General features: G+C 64.3%; 12 protein-coding genes. 5 read left to right on the forward strand and 7 right to left on the reverse strand.

Features of this window, described 5'->3' with window-relative positions:
* Positions 1-32: 32 nt before the first annotated feature.
* Complete coding sequence (locus ABCR88_RS13875; protein ID WP_232644658.1) at positions 33-392, reverse strand: response regulator; 360 nt, start codon at positions 390-392, stop codon at positions 33-35.
* Positions 393-648: 256 nt separating this feature from the next.
* Here ABCR88_RS13875 and ABCR88_RS13880 point away from each other — a divergent pair, with 256 nt between their 5' ends.
* From ABCR88_RS13880 to ABCR88_RS13900, 5 genes are all read left to right on the forward strand, one after another.
* Entirely contained in the window at positions 649-4143 is a 3495-nt protein-coding gene (locus ABCR88_RS13880; protein ID WP_350404734.1) for a response regulator, read from the forward strand.
* Positions 4143-4958 carry a protein-glutamate O-methyltransferase CheR gene (locus ABCR88_RS13885; RefSeq protein ID WP_041118432.1) on the forward strand — a complete coding sequence of 272 codons (816 nt, stop codon included), beginning with the start codon at positions 4143-4145 and terminating at the stop codon, positions 4956-4958. Before ABCR88_RS13880 ends, ABCR88_RS13885 begins: the two co-directional genes overlap by 1 nt.
* A complete protein-coding gene (locus ABCR88_RS13890) occupies positions 4955-5563 on the forward strand; it encodes a chemotaxis protein CheB (RefSeq protein WP_011061532.1) in 609 nt (202 codons plus the stop codon). The genes ABCR88_RS13885 and ABCR88_RS13890 overlap by 4 nt, the downstream gene beginning before the upstream one ends.
* Complete coding sequence (locus tag ABCR88_RS13895; RefSeq protein ID WP_041118430.1) at positions 5553-6734, forward strand: hybrid sensor histidine kinase/response regulator; 1182 nt, start codon at positions 5553-5555, stop codon at positions 6732-6734. The genes ABCR88_RS13890 and ABCR88_RS13895 overlap by 11 nt, the downstream gene beginning before the upstream one ends.
* Before the next feature lie 100 nt (positions 6735-6834).
* Positions 6835-7212: a response regulator gene (locus ABCR88_RS13900; protein WP_011061530.1), complete on the forward strand. Its 378-nt coding sequence runs from the start codon at positions 6835-6837 to the stop codon at positions 7210-7212.
* A 10-nt stretch (positions 7213-7222) separates the two neighbouring features.
* On the opposite strand, the gene ABCR88_RS13905 is transcribed toward ABCR88_RS13900, so the two are convergent.
* The 6 genes from ABCR88_RS13905 to ABCR88_RS13930 form a co-directional block, all read right to left on the reverse strand.
* On the reverse strand, positions 7223-8893 hold the full coding sequence (locus ABCR88_RS13905) for an ATP-binding protein (protein ID WP_236184730.1): 1671 nt from the start codon (positions 8891-8893) through the stop codon (positions 7223-7225).
* The gene (locus tag ABCR88_RS13910; RefSeq protein WP_041118426.1) at positions 8890-10392 is read right to left on the reverse strand and encodes an ATPase domain-containing protein; all 1503 of its coding nucleotides are present in this window, start codon (positions 10390-10392) and stop codon (positions 8890-8892) included. Before ABCR88_RS13910 ends, ABCR88_RS13905 begins: the two co-directional genes overlap by 4 nt.
* A gap of 197 nt (positions 10393-10589) precedes the next feature.
* On the reverse strand, positions 10590-11645 hold the full coding sequence (locus ABCR88_RS13915; RefSeq protein ID WP_350022755.1) for a tetratricopeptide repeat protein: 1056 nt from the start codon (positions 11643-11645) through the stop codon (positions 10590-10592).
* Positions 11646-11719: 74 nt separating this feature from the next.
* Complete coding sequence (locus ABCR88_RS13920; protein WP_350022754.1) at positions 11720-12619, reverse strand: bestrophin family protein; 900 nt, start codon at positions 12617-12619, stop codon at positions 11720-11722.
* Between the two features lie 323 nt (positions 12620-12942).
* Entirely contained in the window at positions 12943-14364 is a 1422-nt protein-coding gene (locus ABCR88_RS13925; protein ID WP_053158765.1) for a TolC family protein, read from the reverse strand.
* Positions 14361-17540 carry an efflux RND transporter permease subunit gene (locus ABCR88_RS13930; protein WP_011061524.1) on the reverse strand — a complete coding sequence of 1060 codons (3180 nt, stop codon included), beginning with the start codon at positions 17538-17540 and terminating at the stop codon, positions 14361-14363. Before ABCR88_RS13930 ends, ABCR88_RS13925 begins: the two co-directional genes overlap by 4 nt.
* Between the last annotated feature and the right edge of the window lie 3 nt (positions 17541-17543).

A 17543-nucleotide genomic window follows, 5' to 3' on the forward strand; every position in this document is an offset into this window, starting at 1 on the left:
AGCGCGTCAGCGCCCGAGCAGGCTGCCTGGCCTCAGCCGAGAATGCTGCGCACCTTGTCGCGCAGTTGGTCGATGGAGAACGGCTTGCCGATGACCGACATGCCGGCCGGCACCTCGATGGACTCGGCGTAACCACTGGCGAACAGCACCGGCAAACGCGGCCGCAGGGTGCGGGCACGCTCCGCCAGCTCGCGGCCGTTCATCCCGGGCAGGCCGACATCGGTCATCAGCAGGTCGATAGGTTGCCCGGCGTCCTCCAGCAGGCTCAGGGCCGCTTCGCTGCCGTCGGCCTCCAGCACGCTGAACTCCAGTTCTTCAAGGACATCGACAATCAGCATGCGCACGATGGCATCGTCTTCGACGACTAGGATGGTGGAGGCGCTGGCGGGCATAGGGACACTCTCAAGAAATGAATTCGGCGGGGCAGTGCGGCAGGCAGCCCTGTGCATCAGTAAGTGCCGGCTTGCCACAAGTTCCCGAAGCTGTACAAAAAAATCCCCTTGTACAAGCGCCAGCAAGAATAACCGCTTCCTTTGTCCCACGGCAGGACAAATCGCAAGCGAGCGCTACCTTGGTTATAAAAAATAGCTGTCCTGGCTGAATGTGGGGCAAACTTCGTTTTTTTTCACCAGCGCCAAGGTCCATCAAATGATTCGTCCGTCTTCGGTTGATGAGCAGAGTTTCCGCAAGCTGCTGATCCGCAACATCAGCCTGCCGCTGGGTGTCGGTGTACTCAGCGCGGTTTTTTTCGTGTCACTGATCACCTACCTGCTCTCGGTCATCCAGTGGGTGCAGCACACTGACCGAGTGATCAACAACCTCAACGAGTCGGCGCGCCTGACCATCGACCTGGAAACCGGCATGCGCGGCTTCCTGATCACTGGCGACGAGCACTTTCTGGACCCCTACGAAGTGGCCAAGCCGCGCATCGTCAGCGAACTGCGCAGCTTGCAGGAGCTGGTGGCGGACAACCCGCAGCAGGTGGACCGGCTCAAGCGCCTGGAAGCCCTGCAGGTGGAGTGGAACAACTTTGCCCAGGGCATGATCGACCTGCGCCGCCAGAGCGGTGATTACCGCGGGGCGGTGCAGGCCGGGCGTGGCAAGCGCCTGACTGACGAGATCCGCAAGGAATACGACGACGCGGTGGCCATGGAGCAGCAGTTGCGCCTGGAGCGTAACGAGAACGTTACCCGCACCACCATTTTCAGCGTGGTGCTGTACCTGCTGTTCGTGGTGGGCATCAGCGCGCTGCTGGCCTACATCGGCCGTCGTGACCTGCTGGCACTGTCCAAGAGCTACAGCGACAACCTCGAAGCCCAGGAAAAGAGCGCCCAGCGCCTGGAGCAGCAGGCCTGGCTGCGCAACGGCCAGACCGAACTGGCCGAGCAGATGCTCGGCCAGCTGAGCCTGAACCTGCTGGGGCGCAACATCCTCCAATTTTGCGCCCAGTACCTGGGCACACCGGTGGCGGCGCTCTATGTGCGCGAGGAGCACGGTGGCCTCAGGCGCGTGGCGTCCTATGGCTTCTCCCGGGAACAGGAAGCCCAGGAACAGTCGCTGTACAGTGATGAAGGGCTGGTGGGGCAGGCCGCGCAGCACAAGCGCCTGATCCGTCTGGACGAGGTGCCCGCCGATTACTTCAAGGTCAGCTCCGGCCTGGGCGATGGTTCGCCGCGCAGCGTGCTGGTGGTGCCGACCCTTGACGACGATCGGGTCAACGGGGTGATCGAGCTGGGCTTCCTGCGGGCCTTGAGCGAGCGCGACGTCGAGCTGCTGGAACTGATTGCCGGCAATATCGGCACCTCCATCGAGGCCGCGCGTTATCGCCAGCGCCTGCAGGAAGTGCTGGCCGAGACCCAGCAGCTCAACGAAGAGCTGCAAGTGCAGCAAGAAGAGCTCAAGACCGCCAACGAGGAGCTGGAAGAGCAGTCGCGGATCCTCAAGGAATCCCAGGTGCACCTGGAAACCCAGCAGGTGGAGCTGGAGCAGACCAACGAGCAACTGGCGGAGCAGGCGCAGATCCTGGCCGATCAGCGCGACGCCATGGACCGCAAGAACAACGAGCTCAACGAGGCCCAGACCCAGCTCGAGGAGCGCGCCGAAGAGTTGCAGCGCTCCAGCAAGTACAAGTCCGAGTTCCTTGCCAACATGTCCCACGAGCTGCGCACGCCGCTCAACAGCTCGCTGATCCTGGCCAAGCTGCTGGCGGAAAACCCCCAGGAAAACCTCAGCCCCGAGCAGGTCAAGTTCGCCGAGTCGATCTATTCCGCGGGCAATGACCTGCTGAACCTGATCAACGACATCCTCGACATCTCCAAGGTCGAGGCCGGCAAGCTCGAAGTGCGCCCGGAGAACGCCAGCGTGCCGCGCCTGGTGGACGGGCTGCGCAGCCTGTTCCAGCCGCTGACCCAGGACAAGGGCCTGGAGTTCAAGGTGGAGCTGCAACCGGGAGCGCCGCAGATGCTGTTCACCGACCGCCAGCGGGTCGAGCAGATTCTCAAGAACCTGCTGTCCAATGCGGTCAAGTTCACCGAGAAGGGCCAGGTGAGCCTCACGGTGTCCGCTCAGCCGGGGGCCGGTATCGCCTTTGCCGTGCAGGATTCGGGGATCGGCATTGCCCAGGATCAGCAGGAAAGCATCTTTGAGGCCTTCCGCCAGGCCGATGGCACCACCAACCGGCGTTATGGCGGCACCGGCCTGGGGCTGTCGATCTCCCGGGATCTGGCGACCCTGCTCGGTGGCTCCATCAGCGTCAGCAGCGAACCCGGCCGCGGCAGTATCTTCACCCTGGTGCTGCCGGAGCAGTACCAGGAGGCCGCCGAGCCGCTGGTGGCGCCGCCGGCCCCAGTCGCGCCCGTGGCCGCGCCTGAGCCTGCCAGCCTGCCGCAGCCGGTGGCCGAGGCCCCGGGGGTGGACATTCCGCGCTTCGCCGATGACCGCGACAAGGCGCCGTTCAGCAGTCGTTGCATCCTGGTGGTGGAAGACGAGGCGAACTTTGCCCACATCCTCTTCGACCTGGCCCACGAGCTGGGTTACCACTGCCTGGTGGCCCACGGCGCCGACGAGGGCTACAGCCTGGCTGCCCAGTTCATCCCGGACGCCATCCTGCTGGACATGCGCCTGCCGGACCACTCCGGCCTGACCGTGTTGCAGCGCCTCAAGGAGAACGCCCAGACCCGGCACATCCCGGTGCACGTGATTTCGGTGGAAGACCGGGTGGAAGCGGCCATGCACATGGGCGCCGTGGGTTATGCGGTGAAACCCACCACCCGCGAGGAGCTCAAGGATGTCTTCGCCCGCCTGGAAGCCAAGCTGACGCAGAAGGTCAAGCGCGTGCTGCTGGTGGAGGACGACGACTTGCAACGCGACAGCATTGCCCGGTTGATCGGCGACGATGACATCGAGATCACCGCCGTGGGCCTGGCCCAGGATGCCCTGGACCTGCTGCGCGAGAACGTCTACGACTGCATGGTCATCGACCTCAAGCTGCCGGACATGCTCGGCAACGACCTGCTCAAGCGCATGTCCACCGAGGATATCTGCTCCTTCCCGCCGGTGATCGTCTACACCGGGCGCAACCTGACCCGGGATGAAGAGGCCGAGCTGCGCAAGTACTCGCGTTCGATCATCATCAAGGGCGCGCGCTCGCCGGAGCGCCTACTGGATGAAGTGACGCTTTTTCTGCACAAAGTCGAATCCCAGCTGTCCCATGAACGGCAGAAGATGCTCAAGACCGCCCGCAGCCGCGACAAGGTCTTCGAGGGCCGCAAGATCCTCCTGGTGGATGATGACGTGCGCAACATCTTTGCCCTGACCAGCGCCCTAGAACACAAGGGCGCGGTAGTGGTGATCGGCCGTAACGGCCATGAAGCCATTGCCAGGCTCAATGAGGTCGAGGATATCGACCTGGTGCTGATGGACGTGATGATGCCGGAGATGGACGGTTTCGAAGCCACGGTGCAGATCCGCAAGGACCCGCGCTGGCGCAAGCTGCCGATCATCGCGGTCACCGCCAAGGCCATGAAGGATGACCAGGAGCGCTGCCTGCAGGCCGGCTCCAACGATTACCTGGCCAAGCCCATTGACCTGGACCGGCTGTTTTCCCTTATCCGTGTGTGGCTACCCAAGATGGAAAGAATTTAGTGGAGCGTAATACCGAGATCGAACTGCGTTTGCTGATCGAAGCTATTTACCTCAAGTACAGCTACGATTTCCGCGATTACTCAGGTGCCTCGATCAAGCGCCGGGTCAACCACGCTTTGCGCCAGTTCGAATGCAAAACCATCTCTGCGTTGCAGGAGCGGGTGCTGCACGACCCGGCCGCGTTCATGCAGTTGCTGCAGTTCCTGACCATCCCGGTCAGCGAGATGTTTCGCGACCCGTCGCACTTTCTGGCGATCCGCCAGGAAGTGGTGCCGCTGCTCAAGACCTATCCTTCGATCAAGATCTGGATCGCCGGCTGCAGCACCGGGGAGGAGGTCTACTCGATGGCCATCCTGCTGCGCGAAGAGGGGCTGCTGGAGCGCACCATCATCTATGCCACCGACATCAACCCCAGCTCCCTGGAGAAGGCCAAGCAAGGCATCTTTTCCCTGGAGAACGTGCGGGCCTACACCCACAACTACCAGCAGGCCGGCGGCCAGCGTTCCTTTGCCGACTACTACACCGCGGCCTACGACTACGCGATCTTCGACAAGAGCCTGCGCGAGAACGTGACCTTCGCCGATCACAGCCTGGCGACCGACAGCGTATTCTCCGAAACTCAATTGATTTCTTGTCGTAACGTATTGATTTATTTCAATAAAAAATTGCAGGATCGTGCCTTCGGACTGTTTCACGAGTCCCTCTGCCATCGTGGTTTCCTGGTGCTGGGCAGCAAGGAAACCCTGGACTTCTCCGCCTATGGCAAGCACTTCGAGCCCTTGGTCAAACAAGAACGGATCTATCGCAAGACATGAGCCAGGAGATTGTCAGCCAGGGTTTCTGGCCGCAGATCGAGGCGATCGTGGTGGGGGCCTCTGCGGGTGGGGTCGAAGCCTTGCTGAAGCTGTTCAGCGGTTTCGCCCAGGGTTTCCGCCTGCCGGTGATCGTGGTCCTGCACCTGCCCGACGAGCGCCGCAGCCAGCTGGCCGAAGTCTTCGACCGGCGTCTGGCGCTGGCGGTGAAGGAAGCCGACGACAAGGAGCAGATCGTGCCTGGCACCCTGTACTTCGCCGCGCCCGGCTATCACCTGTCGGTGGAGCAGGACCGCAGCCTGTCCCTGAGCCAGGAAGAGCGCCTGCACCACTCACGCCCGGCCATCGACTACCTGTTCGAGTCCGCCGCCGATGCCTATGGCCGGAACCTGGCCGCGGTGCTCCTGACCGGGGCCAACCAGGATGGCGCCCGCGGCCTGGCCGAGGTCAAGCGCCAGGGTGGCCTGACCATCGTCCAGGACCCCAATGAGGCCCATGTCTCGACCATGCCGGACGCCGCCCTGGCCCTGCATCAACCGGACTACATTCTCCCTTTGCGCGGCATCAGCCGTCTGCTTGCCGAGCTGGAAGGAACCCATGTTAAGTAATATTCAAGCCAAGCTGCTGATCGTCGACGATCTGCCGGAGAACCTGCTGGCCCTGGAGGCGCTGATCAAGCGCGAGGACCGTATGGTGTACAAGGCGCTGTCGGCCGACGAAGCCTTGTCGCTGCTGCTCCAGCATGAGTTCGCCATGGCTATCCTCGATGTGCAGATGCCCGGCATGAACGGCTTTGAGCTGGCGGAGCTGATGCGCGGCACCGAGAAGACCAAGAACATTCCCATCGTCTTCGTCAGCGCCGCCGGGCGCGAGCTCAACTACGCCTTCAAGGGCTACGAGAGCGGGGCGGTGGACTTTCTGCACAAGCCCCTGGACATCCACGCGGTGAAGAGCAAGGTCAACGTATTCGTCGACCTGTACCGCCAGAGCAAGGCCATGAAGCAGCAGGTCGAGGCCCTGGAGCAGAGCCGGCGCGAGCAGGAAGCGCTGCTCCAGAAGCTCCAGGCCACTCAGAACGAGCTGGAGCAGGCGGTGCGCATGCGCGATGACTTCATGTCCATCGTCGCCCACGAAGTGCGCACGCCGCTCAATGGCCTGATTCTCGAGACCCAGCTGCGCAAGATGCACCTGGCCCGGGAGAACGCCGCGGCCTTCAGCCTGGACAAGATGCACGCCATGGTCGACCGCGACGAGCGCCAGATCAAAAGCCTGATCCGCCTGATCGAGGATATGCTGGACATCTCGCGCATCCGTACCGGCAAGCTGTCGATCCGCCCCTCGCGGTTCGATCTGGCGCAGCTGGTGCGCGGGCTGGTGGAAAACTTCGCGCCTCAGGTGGAAGCGGCGCAGTCGTCCCTGAGCCTGCAGGCCGAGCAGCCCCTGGAGGGCAACTGGGACGAGTTCCGCATTGAGCAGGTGGTTTCCAACCTGCTGACCAACGCCCTGCGCTACGGGGCCAAGAGCCCGATCGAGGTGCGGGTCTATGCCCAGGACGGCGAGGCTCGGGTCGAGGTGCGTGACCACGGCATCGGTATCAGCGAAGACAACCAGAAGCGCATTTTTCAGCAGTTCGAACGGGTCAGCGCCAACCACGTGGCGGCGGGGCTGGGCCTGGGGCTGTTCATTTCCGAGCAGATCGTCACCGCCCATGGCGGCGCCATCAGTGTCGAGAGCCGGATCGGCGAGGGTGCGCTGTTTCGCGTCAGCCTGCCCCTGTAGAGGCCCGCTGGCCGGTGAATCATTAAAAGCGTAACGCGCACGCAACCTCTGCGTGACCCAATGGTCGTAACAGCAGCAATTGACCGAGCAAAGGTTTTCCATGAGTGAAGATGCACAAGACGTCGTACTGATCGTCGAAGATGAACCAGTGATCCTGATGCTTCTGGCCGACTACCTGTCGGGCCTGGGATACCGGGTGCTGCAGGCCGAGAATGGCGAGCAGGCGTTCGAGATTCTCGCCAGCAAGCCGCACCTGGACGTGATGATCACCGATTACCGCCTGCCGGGCGGGATCACCGGGGTGATGATCGCCGAGCCCGCCGTGAAGCTGCGTCCGGATCTGAAGGTGATTTTCATCAGCGGCTACCCCAACGAAATCCTCGAATGCGGCAGCCCCATCACCCGCAAGGCGCCGATCCTGGCCAAGCCCTTCGACCTCAACAGCCTGCAGGAACAGATCCAGCAATTGCTGGCCTGAAGCCCGGCTATCAGTCGCGGATCATTTCCCGCACCTTGGCGGTCAGCAGGTCGAAGGTGAACGGCTTGGTGATCAGTTGCATGCCGGGTTCGAGAAAGCCACCACGGGTCGCCGCGTGCTCGGCGTAGCCGGTGATGAACAGGACTTTGAGCTCCGGGCGGATCTGCCGCCCGATCTCCGCCAGTTGCCGGCCATTCATGCCCGGCAGCCCGACATCGCTGATCAGCAGGTCGATGCGCTGCGCCGAGTCGAGGATCGGCATGGCGCTACGGGCATCGCCGGCTTCGACAAAGGCGTAGCCCAGTTCGCTGAGCACCGCACAGACCAGCACCCGCACCGCCGGGTCGTCCTCGACGATCAGCACGGTTTCACCGTTCTGCGCATTGGGCGGTTGTTGCACCAGAGGGTGTTCGGCCTGCTCCAGGTCGCCGACAAAACGCGGCAGGTACAGGCTGACCTCGGTACCCCGGCCCAGGGTGCTGTTGAGGGTCACATGGCCGCGGGACTGCTTGCTGAAGCCGTAGATCATCGACAGCCCCAGCCCTGTGCCTTGGCCGATGGGCTTGGTGGTGAAGAATGGATCGAACACGCGGTTGATGATCGCCTCGGGCATGCCGCAGCCGTTGTCGCTGACTCGCAGCAGCACGTAGTCCCCCGACTTGAGGTTGTCGTGGGCCTGGGCGAAGTCCGGGGCCAGGCGCTGGTTCAGGGTTTCCACCAGCAGCCGGCCGCCGTTGGGCATGGCGTCCCGGGCGTTGAGCACCAGGTTGAGCAGGGCGCTTTCCAGTTGGTTGGGGTCGGCTTCGGCCACCCATAGCTGCGGGTCCAGGCGCATGTCCAGCTCGATGCTTTCGCTGAGGCTGCGTTGCAGCAGCTCGCCCATGGAGGTCACCAAGGCGTTCATCTCCACCGGCTTGGAGTCCAGCGACTGGCGCCTGGAGAAGGCCAGCAGGCGGTGGGTCAGGCCGGCGGCGCGGTTGGCCGAGGTCACCCCCAGGTCGATCAGGCTGTCCAGGTCCTCGGTGCGGCCCCGGGCCAGGCGCCGGCGCAACAGCTCCAGGCTGCCGATGATGCCGGTGAGCATGTTGTTGAAGTCGTGGGCGATGCCGCCGGTGAGTTGTCCCACGGCTTCCATCTTCTGTGACTGGCGCAGGGCTTCTTCGTTGTGCCGCAGTTGTGCGGTGCGTTCTTCCACCTGCTGTTCCAGGGTCTCCAGGGTGCGTTGCAGGCGCAGTTCGCTCTGGCTCAGGTCGATCAGTCGGTCGCGGGCGTCGTACTGCCGGCGCCTGCCCCGCAGGGCGGCGCTGACCAGGCTGATCAGGGTCGCCGGGTGGAAGGGCCGTTCCAGAAAGCTGACGTTGCCCAGGGGGGCGCTGAAGCGCGATGCCGGGTTCTGCTCGGGGCCGCCGTGCTGGGTCAGCAGCACGATGGGCAGGTCCGACCACGCCGGTTGCTGTTCCAGGTGGCGCAGCAGGGGCTCCAGGTCGACCCCGCGCAGGGCCTCGGCGGCGATGATCGCCAGCCCGGCGCCGTGCTCCAGCTGCTCGCACAGGGCAGGCAGGTGCGGGGTGATCAGGCTGCTGAAGCCGGCCTCCTTGAGCATCATTTGCGCCAGTTGGCTGTCACGCCCGTGGGGCGTGAGCACCAGAACTCGTTCGGAAAAGTCCAGGTCGGGGCTCATTGGCCCTCATCCCTGAGCAGCGGTTTGCTCTCGCCCAGGTAAGTGGGTACGCCCCGCAGCACGCCCTGGAAGGCTTCCAGGGGCTCGCCTATGGTCAGGCCACGAGCGCTGATGCGGTATTCGCGAATGGTCGACTCGTGGCTGCCGGTGCGTTTCTTGATGATGGAAATGGCCCGGCGCACCTTGCCCAGGGCCTCGAAGTAACGCAGCAGGATCACGGTGTCGGCCAGGTAGGTGATGTCCACCGGGGCCTGCATGTCGCCCACCAGGCCATGCTGGGCCACGGTCATGAAGGTGGCGGCGCCCTGGCGGTTGAGGTACAGCAGCAATTCGTGCATGTGCAGCACCAGGGCATTTTCCTCGGGCATCGCTGCCTGGTAGCCGTTGATGCTGTCGATCACCACGGTCTTGATCCGCTCCTGGTCGACGCAGCGTCGCACCCGGTGGGACAGTTCCCCCGGCGAGAGCTCGGCGGCGTCCACCTGTTCGATGATCAGGTTGCCGCTGGCCTGCAGCGCCTTGAGGTCGATGCCCATGTTGCGCATGCGTTCGAACAGCAGCCCCAGTTCCTCGTCGAAGATGAACAGCGCGGCTTTCTCTCCCCTGGCTACGGCGGCCGCGGCGAAGATCATCGAGATCAGCGATTTGCCGGTGCCGGCGGGGCCGAGGATCAGGGTGCTGGAGCCGGTCTCGATGCCGCCCCCCAGCAGCGCGTCCATCTCGGTGATGCCGCTGGTCAGGGTCAGGCGCTGGTATTGACCGCGGTGCTCGGCGGCCACCAGGCGGGGAAACACCTGGACCCCGTCGCCCATGATGGTGAAGTCATGGAAGCCGCCGCGGTACTTCTGGCCCCGGTATTTCACCACCCGGATGCGCCGGCGTTCGGCGCCGTAGCTGGGGGTCAGTTCTTCCAGGCGGATCACCCCGTGGGCCACGCTGTGCACGGTCTTGTCCAGGGATTCGGTGGTCAGGTCGTCCAGCAGCAGGACCGTGGCGTCATAGCGCACGAAGTAGTGCTTGATCGCCAGGATCTGCCGCCGGTAGCGCAGGGAGCTTTGCGCCAGCAGGCGGATTTCCGAAAGGCTGTCGAGCACCACCCGGGTCGGCTTGAATCGCTCCACCACTTCGAAGATCTGCCGCGTGGCTTCCCCCAGCTCCAGGTCCGAGGAATACAGCAGGCTTTGCTGGTGCTCGGCGTTGAGCAGGCTTTCCGGCGGGATCAGCTCGAAGATGTGGATGTTCTCATCCAGTTGCCAGCCGTGGGATTGCGCGCCCTGGCGCAACTCGCGCTCGGTTTCCGAGAGGGTGATGTACAGGCAGCGCTCGCCGGCGGCGGCGCCGGCCCGCAGAAAATGCAAGGCCACGGTGGTCTTGCCGGTACCGGGTTCGCCTTCCAGCAGGAACACATGGCTACGTGACAATCCGCCGGAGAGAATATCGTCCAGGCCTTCGATGCCGGTGGCGGCTTTTTCGCTGAGCAACGCAGATGAGGTCGACAAACAATGCCCTCGCAAATAGGTCCAAGTGATCGGCGACGGCGTCGAGCACCTTGATATCGCTGATAAATCACTTGACCGCCTGCCGCAGGCACGGTTCAACCTTTTGTCGCCGTGGAGCCGCTGCTGAGCGCAGCAGGCGCGGGGGGCAAAGGTGCCAAAGGTTCGGCTGGGGATTGCCAGGCAAGGCCCGGGGGAGGCTACAGGCCCTGCTGCAGGGCCGGGTCGTCGGGGTTCTGCTGTTCCAGCTGGGCCAGCAGGACCTGGACGTTCTGCAACTGGCCGCTTTCCTTCCAGTAGCTGATCAGCAGCACACGCGCCTTGCGGTTGTAGGGCTGGCGCTGGACGATTTCCTCCAGTTGCTTCTGCGCCGCTTCCAGCTCCTGTTCGCTGTGCAGGGTGGTGGCCAGGTCGTAGCGGTAGGCGGCGTTGTTAGGCTCCAGTTCCACCGCTCGGGACAAGCCGAGCAGGGCGAACTCACCCTGACCATGGTGCAGCAGCCAGAGCCCCAGGGCATGTTGCAGGTAGGCCGAATCCTGCTGTGCCTGCAACTGCTTGGCCAGCAATTGGCGGGCGGCATCGCTCTGGCCCTGCTTGTCCAGCACTTCGATCTGCAGCACCACTGCCTGCAGGTTATCCGGGGCCAGGCGCAGGGCCTGTTCCAGGGTCTGCTGGGCCTTGATCAGGTCGGCATTGTGCAGGTACAGGCGAGCCAGCTGGTACTGGGCATCGACGTTGTCGCCGCGGGTCTTGAGCACTTGGGTGTATTCGTCGATCACCTGCTGCAACGGGCCGAAGTACAGGCCCTGGTCGTCGGGGCTCAGGCCCAGCAGGGCGTCCACCGCGGCGAAGCGCACGCTCTGTTCGTGATCGTCCAGCAATGGCCCCAGCAGCAGGCTGCGCTGGCCGCTGGGCACCAGGCCGAGCACGCTCTTGATCGCCGCTTTGCGCACCTCGGCAGAAGGGTGATAGAGGTCGGCGTCCGCCAGTTTCAATGCCTGGGGGCTGGGGTAGTTGGCCAGCACTGCCAGCAAGCGGATGCGCTGCTGGTCGTCGAGGTCGGGCCGGCCCAACTGCTGGTAGAGCACGCGCGCCGCGCCAGGCTGGCCGTTGCGGGCTTTTTCCAGTGCCGCGCTGTAGCCATGCTTGATGGCCTCGGGAACCTGCGGCGGGCTGCTGCGCAGAAAGCTCCAGGCCAGGGCCAGGACGACGACGGTAAGCAGGCTGATCAGCAGGTAGCGGCGGGGCTGGGACATGCAGGAATCCGGAAGCTGGCGACTTTTGGAAGGCGCAAGCTTCGGTCAGGAACCGGCTTGAGTCAAACCCTGGTTCAGGTCAGCACGTACTCCTGCGGTTCCAGCAGCGGCGGCAGCTCGGTTTGCCCCAGTGCCGCCAGGACTTCGCGCTCCAGGCCGCGCAATAGAGCGCTGCACGGCAGGTCGTTGTCGTCATAGCCGAAAGGGTTTTCGAGGTCGTCGCCGATCTCGTCCAGGCCCAGGAAGGTGTAGCTGACAATGGCGGTGAAGATCGGCGTCAGCCAGCCCAGGGGCTCGGCCATGGCGAACGGCAGGAGGATGCAGAACAGGTAGATGGTGCGGTGCAGCAGCAGGGTGTAGGGGAAGGGCAGCGGGGTGTTCTGGATCCGCTCGCAGGCGGCCTGCACCAGGCTCAGGCTGACCAGCCGGGTTTCCAGTTGGGTGTAGCGCCATTCGCTGATGAGCCCCTGCTGGGCCCACTGCGAGCAGCGCTGGCCGATGCGTTGCAACTGCGCGTCGGTGAGGTTCGGGTGGCCGGGGTCGAGGCTGGCCTGGGCCCAGGGGCGCAGGGCGGCGGCCTCGTCTTCATGGCGCAGGCGGGCGATCAGGCTGTGGGCAAAGCCGCACAGGTCGCGCAGCATGCCCTCGCGCTCGGGGTGGCCGTCGATGATCAGGCTTTCACGGATCAGCGAACGCACCTCGATGATCAACTGCCCCAATTGCTTGCGGCCTTCCCACCAGCGGTCGTAGCAGGCGTTGTTGCGAAAGCTCATGAAGATCGACAGCGACAGCCCCAGCAGGGTGAAGGGCGTGGCGTTGACCTTGGAGAAATAGCTCGGTTGCAGGGTTTCCACCAGCACGATCACCGAGGCCAGCAGTGTGACCAGTACGCAGCGCAGGGCAATGCGTTTGGCAATCGAGCCCTTGAGGGCGAAGAGGATGCCGATCAGGTTCGGCTTGGGGCGGACAATCATGGGGGCGGAGGCCAGGGCGATTACGCGGCGAGTGAAGAGTAGGAGCGCGCTGTGGGGCTGTCCAATCGCAATGGCCAACCGCATGATCGACGGCCTCTATCAACGGGCTTGGGGTGGGCGGTGTTCTGGCGGGCGCCTTCGCTGGCAAGCCAGCTCCTACCGGGGCCATGCGTTTGGGGCCATGCGTTGCGCGTGCTCTTGTAGGAGCCGGCTTGCCGGCGAAGGGGCCCTTGAGCCGGACAAAAAAAAGCCCCGCGACCGAATGATCCACGGGGCCAAACATTGGTTGGTTGCGGCCAACCAAAGGAGCTCGTTGCAAATTCTTACTGGCTGGCCAGCGTCTCTGGCTGCCAGCCACCACCCAGGGCCTTGTAGATGGCGACGATGCCACGGTACAGGTCGACTTCGGCCTGGGCCTGGGAATCCTCGGCCGCCAGGCGTTCACGCTGGGCGTCCAGCAGCACCAGGAAGTCCACGGTGCCTTCGCGGTAGCGGATCTCGGCCAGGTCCGCGGCGGCGCGGCTGGATTCGCTCTGGCGAATCAGGGAGATCAGCCGTTGCTGGCGCTTGCCGTAGTCGCTGAAGGCGTTTTCCGATTCCTCCAGGGCCAGCAGCACCTGCTGCTCGTAGCTGGCCAGGGCGCCGTCGGCATTGGCGTCGGCGCCGCGCAGGCGGGCTCGCACACTGCCCAGGTCGAAGGCCGCCCAGGTGATGCTCGGGCCCAGGGCCCAGGCATTGGCCGCCGAGGAGCCGATCTGCGAACCGCGCCCGGCAGTGAAGCCGAGGAAGCCGCTGAGGCTGACCCGTGGGAACAGGTCGGCCTTGGCCACGCCGATGCGCGCGGTGGCCGCTGCCAGCTTGCGTTCGGCGCTGAGAATGTCCGGCCGGCGTTGCAGCAGCTCGCCCGGGTCGCCAATCGGCAGGGCCTTGGCAATGGCCGGCAGCTGCGCCGGCGACAGGTCGACGCTGAGCTTGTCCGGGCGTTCACCCAGCAGGGTAGCGATGCGGTTGCGCTGGCGGGTCTGCTCGGCCTGCAGCTGCGGCACGCTGGCTTCCACCGAAGCCAGGCGGGCGTCGGCGCGGACCACATCGAGCTGGTCGCCGACCCCGGCGTCGCGCAGGCTTTCGGTGATCTTGCGCGAGGCCTGCTGGTTGTCCAGGTTGGCCAGGGCGATCTTTTCCCGCAGCTGTGCGCCGCGCAACTGGCCGTAGGCGTCCACCAGCTCGGCGATCATGGTCACCTGCAGTTGGTAGAGGTCGGCCTCGGCGGCCTGCTGGTCGGCGTCGGTGGCTTCCAGGTTGCGCTGGATGCGGCCGAACAGGTCCAGCTCCCAGGCCATGTCCAGGCCCAGGTCGTAGCGCTCGCTGTTCACTCGCTTGGTGGTCTGGCCGGGGATCTGCCCCTTGGCCAGGTCGCTGCTGGCGCGGCTGGTGATGGTGGGCATGGCGTCATTGCTGGCGTCATCGCGAATCGCCCGGGCGGCCCGCAGGCGGGCGAAGGCCACCCGCAGTTCACGGTTGCCCTGCAACGATTTGCTCACCAGCTGGTTGAGAGTCGGGTCATCGAACTGCTGCCACCAGATGCCTTCGAAGCGTGCGCGGTCGAAGTTCTTCTGGCCCGCAGCGCCATCGGTGGCGGCGCTGATGTGCGCCGCCTCGGTGGTTGGAGTCTGGTAGTCCGGACCGACGGCGCAGGCACTCAGGGCCAGCACCAGCAGGCTCGGCAGGAAGACTTTGGAACTCATTGTTGCGCCTCCAGTTGCAGAGCACGGGCGGCTTTGCGCGCCTCGCTGCGCTCCACGTAGTTGCGGATCAGTACATAGAACACCGGAGTCAGCAGCAGGCCGAAGAAGGTCACCCCGAGCATCCCGGAGAACACCGCGACACCCATGGCATGACGCATTTCCGCACCGGCGCCGCTGGAGATCACCAGGGGCACCACGCCCATGATGAAGGCGAAGGAGGTCATCAGGATCGGCCGCAGACGCAGGCGGCAGGCTTCCAGCACCGCGGCCAGCGGGTCGAGGCCTTCCTCTTGCTTGTCCTTGGCGAACTCGACGATCAGGATCGCGTTCTTGCAGGCCAGGCCCACCAGAACGATCAGGCCGATCTGGGTGAAGATGTTGTTGTCGCCCCCGGAGACGATCACCCCGGTAATGGCCGACAGCAGGGTCATGGGCACGATCAGGATCACCGCCAGTGGCAGGCTCCAGCTTTCGTACTGAGCGGCCAGCACCAGGAAGGCCAGCAGCACGCAGAGCGGGAAGACGAACAGCGCGGTGTTACCGGCCAGGATCTGCTGGTAGGTCAGCTCGGTCCATTCGTAGGTCATGCCGTTGGGCAGTTCTTCCTTGAGCAGTTTCTCGATCGCCGCTTCCGCTTGCCCGGAGCTGTAGCCCGGGGCCGCTGCGCCGTTGATTTCCGCAGTGACGAAGCCGTTGTAGTGCATCACGCGGTCGGGACCTGCGGTGTCGCTGACCTTGATGAAGGTGGCCAGGGGGATCATCTCGCCCTTGTTGTTGCGCACTTTCAGCTGGCCGATCTGCTCGGGCTCGAGACGGAACTGCTGCTCGGCCTGGACGTTGACCTGGTAGGTGCGGCCAAAGCGGTTGAAGTCGTTGGCATACAGCGAACCCAGGTAGATCTGCAGGGTGTCGAAGATGTCGGAGATCGCCACGCCGTGGGTCTTGGCCTTTTCCCGGTCGATGGCAGCATCCACCTGGGGCACGTTGACCTGGTAGCTGGTGAACAGCCCGGCCAGTTCCGGCACGCTGCGGCTCTTGGTGATGACGTTCTGCACTTCCTTGTACAGCTCGTCGTAGCCCAGGCCGCTGCGGTCCTCCACCTGCAGGCGGAAGCCGCCGATGGTTCCCAGGCCCTGTACCGGCGGCGGTGGGAAGATCGCCATGTAGGCGTCCTGGATATCCGCGTACTTGCCGTTCAGGGCACCGGCGATGGCACCGGCGGACATGCTCGGGTCCTTGCGCTCATCGAAGGGCTTCAAGGTGACGAAGACGATGCCGTTGTTCGGGCTGTTGGTGAAGCCGTTGATCGAAAGGCCAGGGAAGGCCACCGCACTTTCCACGCCGGGCTGCTTGAGGGCGATGTCGGACATGCGCTTGATCACGTCTTCGGTGCGGTCCAGGCTGGCGGCGTCCGGCAGTTGGGCGAAGGCCACCAGGTATTGCTTGTCCTGGGCCGGAACGAAACCGGTCGGGGTGTGGGCGAAGCCGAACCAGGTCAGCACCATCAGGCCTGCATAAAGGAACAGGGCGATGCCGCTGCCACGGATGACCCGGCGCACAGTGCCGACATAACCGTGGCTGGCCCGGTCGAAGAAACGGTTGAACGGCTTGAACAGCCAGCCCCCCAGCAACTTGTCGAGGATCTTCGAGAAGCGGTCCTTGGGCGCATGGTGTTCCTTGAGCAATACCGCGGCCAGGGCCGGCGACAGGGTCAGGGAGTTGAAGGCCGAGATCACCGTGGAGATGGCGATGGTCAGGGCGAACTGCTTGTAGAACTGTCCGGTCAGGCCACTGATGAAGGCTGCCGGTACGAACACCGCGCACAGCACCAGGGCGGTGGCGATGATCGGGCCGGTCACTTCACGCATGGCGCGCTTGGTGGCCTCCACCGGGTTCAGGCCCAGGCCGATGTTACGTTCGACGTTCTCCACCACCACGATGGCGTCGTCCACCACGATGCCGATGGCCAGCACCAGGCCGAACAGCGACAGGGCGTTGAGCGAGAAGCCGAACAGGTGCATGACCGCGAAGGTACCGATCAGCGACACCGGTACGGCCACCAGCGGGATGATCGAGGCACGCCAGGTCTGCAGGAACAGGATCACCACCAGCACTACCAGGATCAGGGCTTCGAACAGGGTGTGCACTACGGCCTCGATGGAGCCGCGGACGAAGATGGTCGGGTCGTAGACGATGCTGAAGTCCATGCCCTGCGGGAAGCTCTGCTTGAGTTCGGCCATCTTGGCCCGCACTTCATTGGAGATCTCGATGGCGTTGGAGCCCGGGCGCTGGAAGATCGGGATCGCCACCGCCGGCTGGTTGTTGAGCAGGGAACGCAAAGCGTACTGGCTCGACCCCAGCTCGATGCGGGCGATGTCCTTCAGGCGGGTGATCTCACCGTCCTCACCGGAGCGGATGATGATGTTCTCGAACTCTTCCTCGGTGACCAGGCGGCCCTGGGTGTTGACCGACAGCTGGAAGCTGGTGGCGGTGGGCGCAGGCGGCGCGCCCAGGGCACCGGCGGCGACCTGGCGGTTCTGTTCACGGATGGCTGTGACCACGTCGGTGGCGGTCAGGTTGCGCGAAGCGGTCTTGTTCGGATCCAGCCAGACCCGCAACGAGTAGTCGCCCATGCCGAACAGCTGCACGTCCCCCACGCCGCCCAGGCGCGCCAGCTCATCCTTGATGTTGAGCAGGGCGTAGTTGGACAGGTAGAGCATGTCGTAGCGTTTGTCCGGCGAGGTCAGGTGGACCACCATGGTCAGGTCCGGAGAGGCCTTGTCCACGGTAATACCGATGCGCGTCACTTCTTCCGGCAGCTTGGGCTGGGTGCGGGTCACGCGGTTCTGTACCTGCACCTGGGCGTTGTCCAGGTCGGTGCCCAGGGCGAAGGTGATGGTCAGGGTGATCTTGCCGTCAGCGGTGGATTGCGAGGACATGTAGAGCATGTTCTCGACCCCGGTGATCGCCTGTTCCAGGGGCGCGGCCACGGTTTCACCGATGACTTTCGGGTTGGCCCCCGGGAAGTTGGCGCGCACCACCACGGTGGGCGGCACCACTTCCGGGTATTCGCTGATGGGCAACTGGAACAGCGAGATGGCGCCGGCGATCAGGATCAGCAGCGACAGCACCGCGGCGAAGATCGGCCTTGAAATGAAGAACTGGGAAAAATTCATCTT

It is taken from the genome of Pseudomonas sp. W17 (assembly GCF_040268305.1).
Classification (GTDB): domain Bacteria; phylum Pseudomonadota; class Gammaproteobacteria; order Pseudomonadales; family Pseudomonadaceae; genus Aquipseudomonas; species Aquipseudomonas protegens.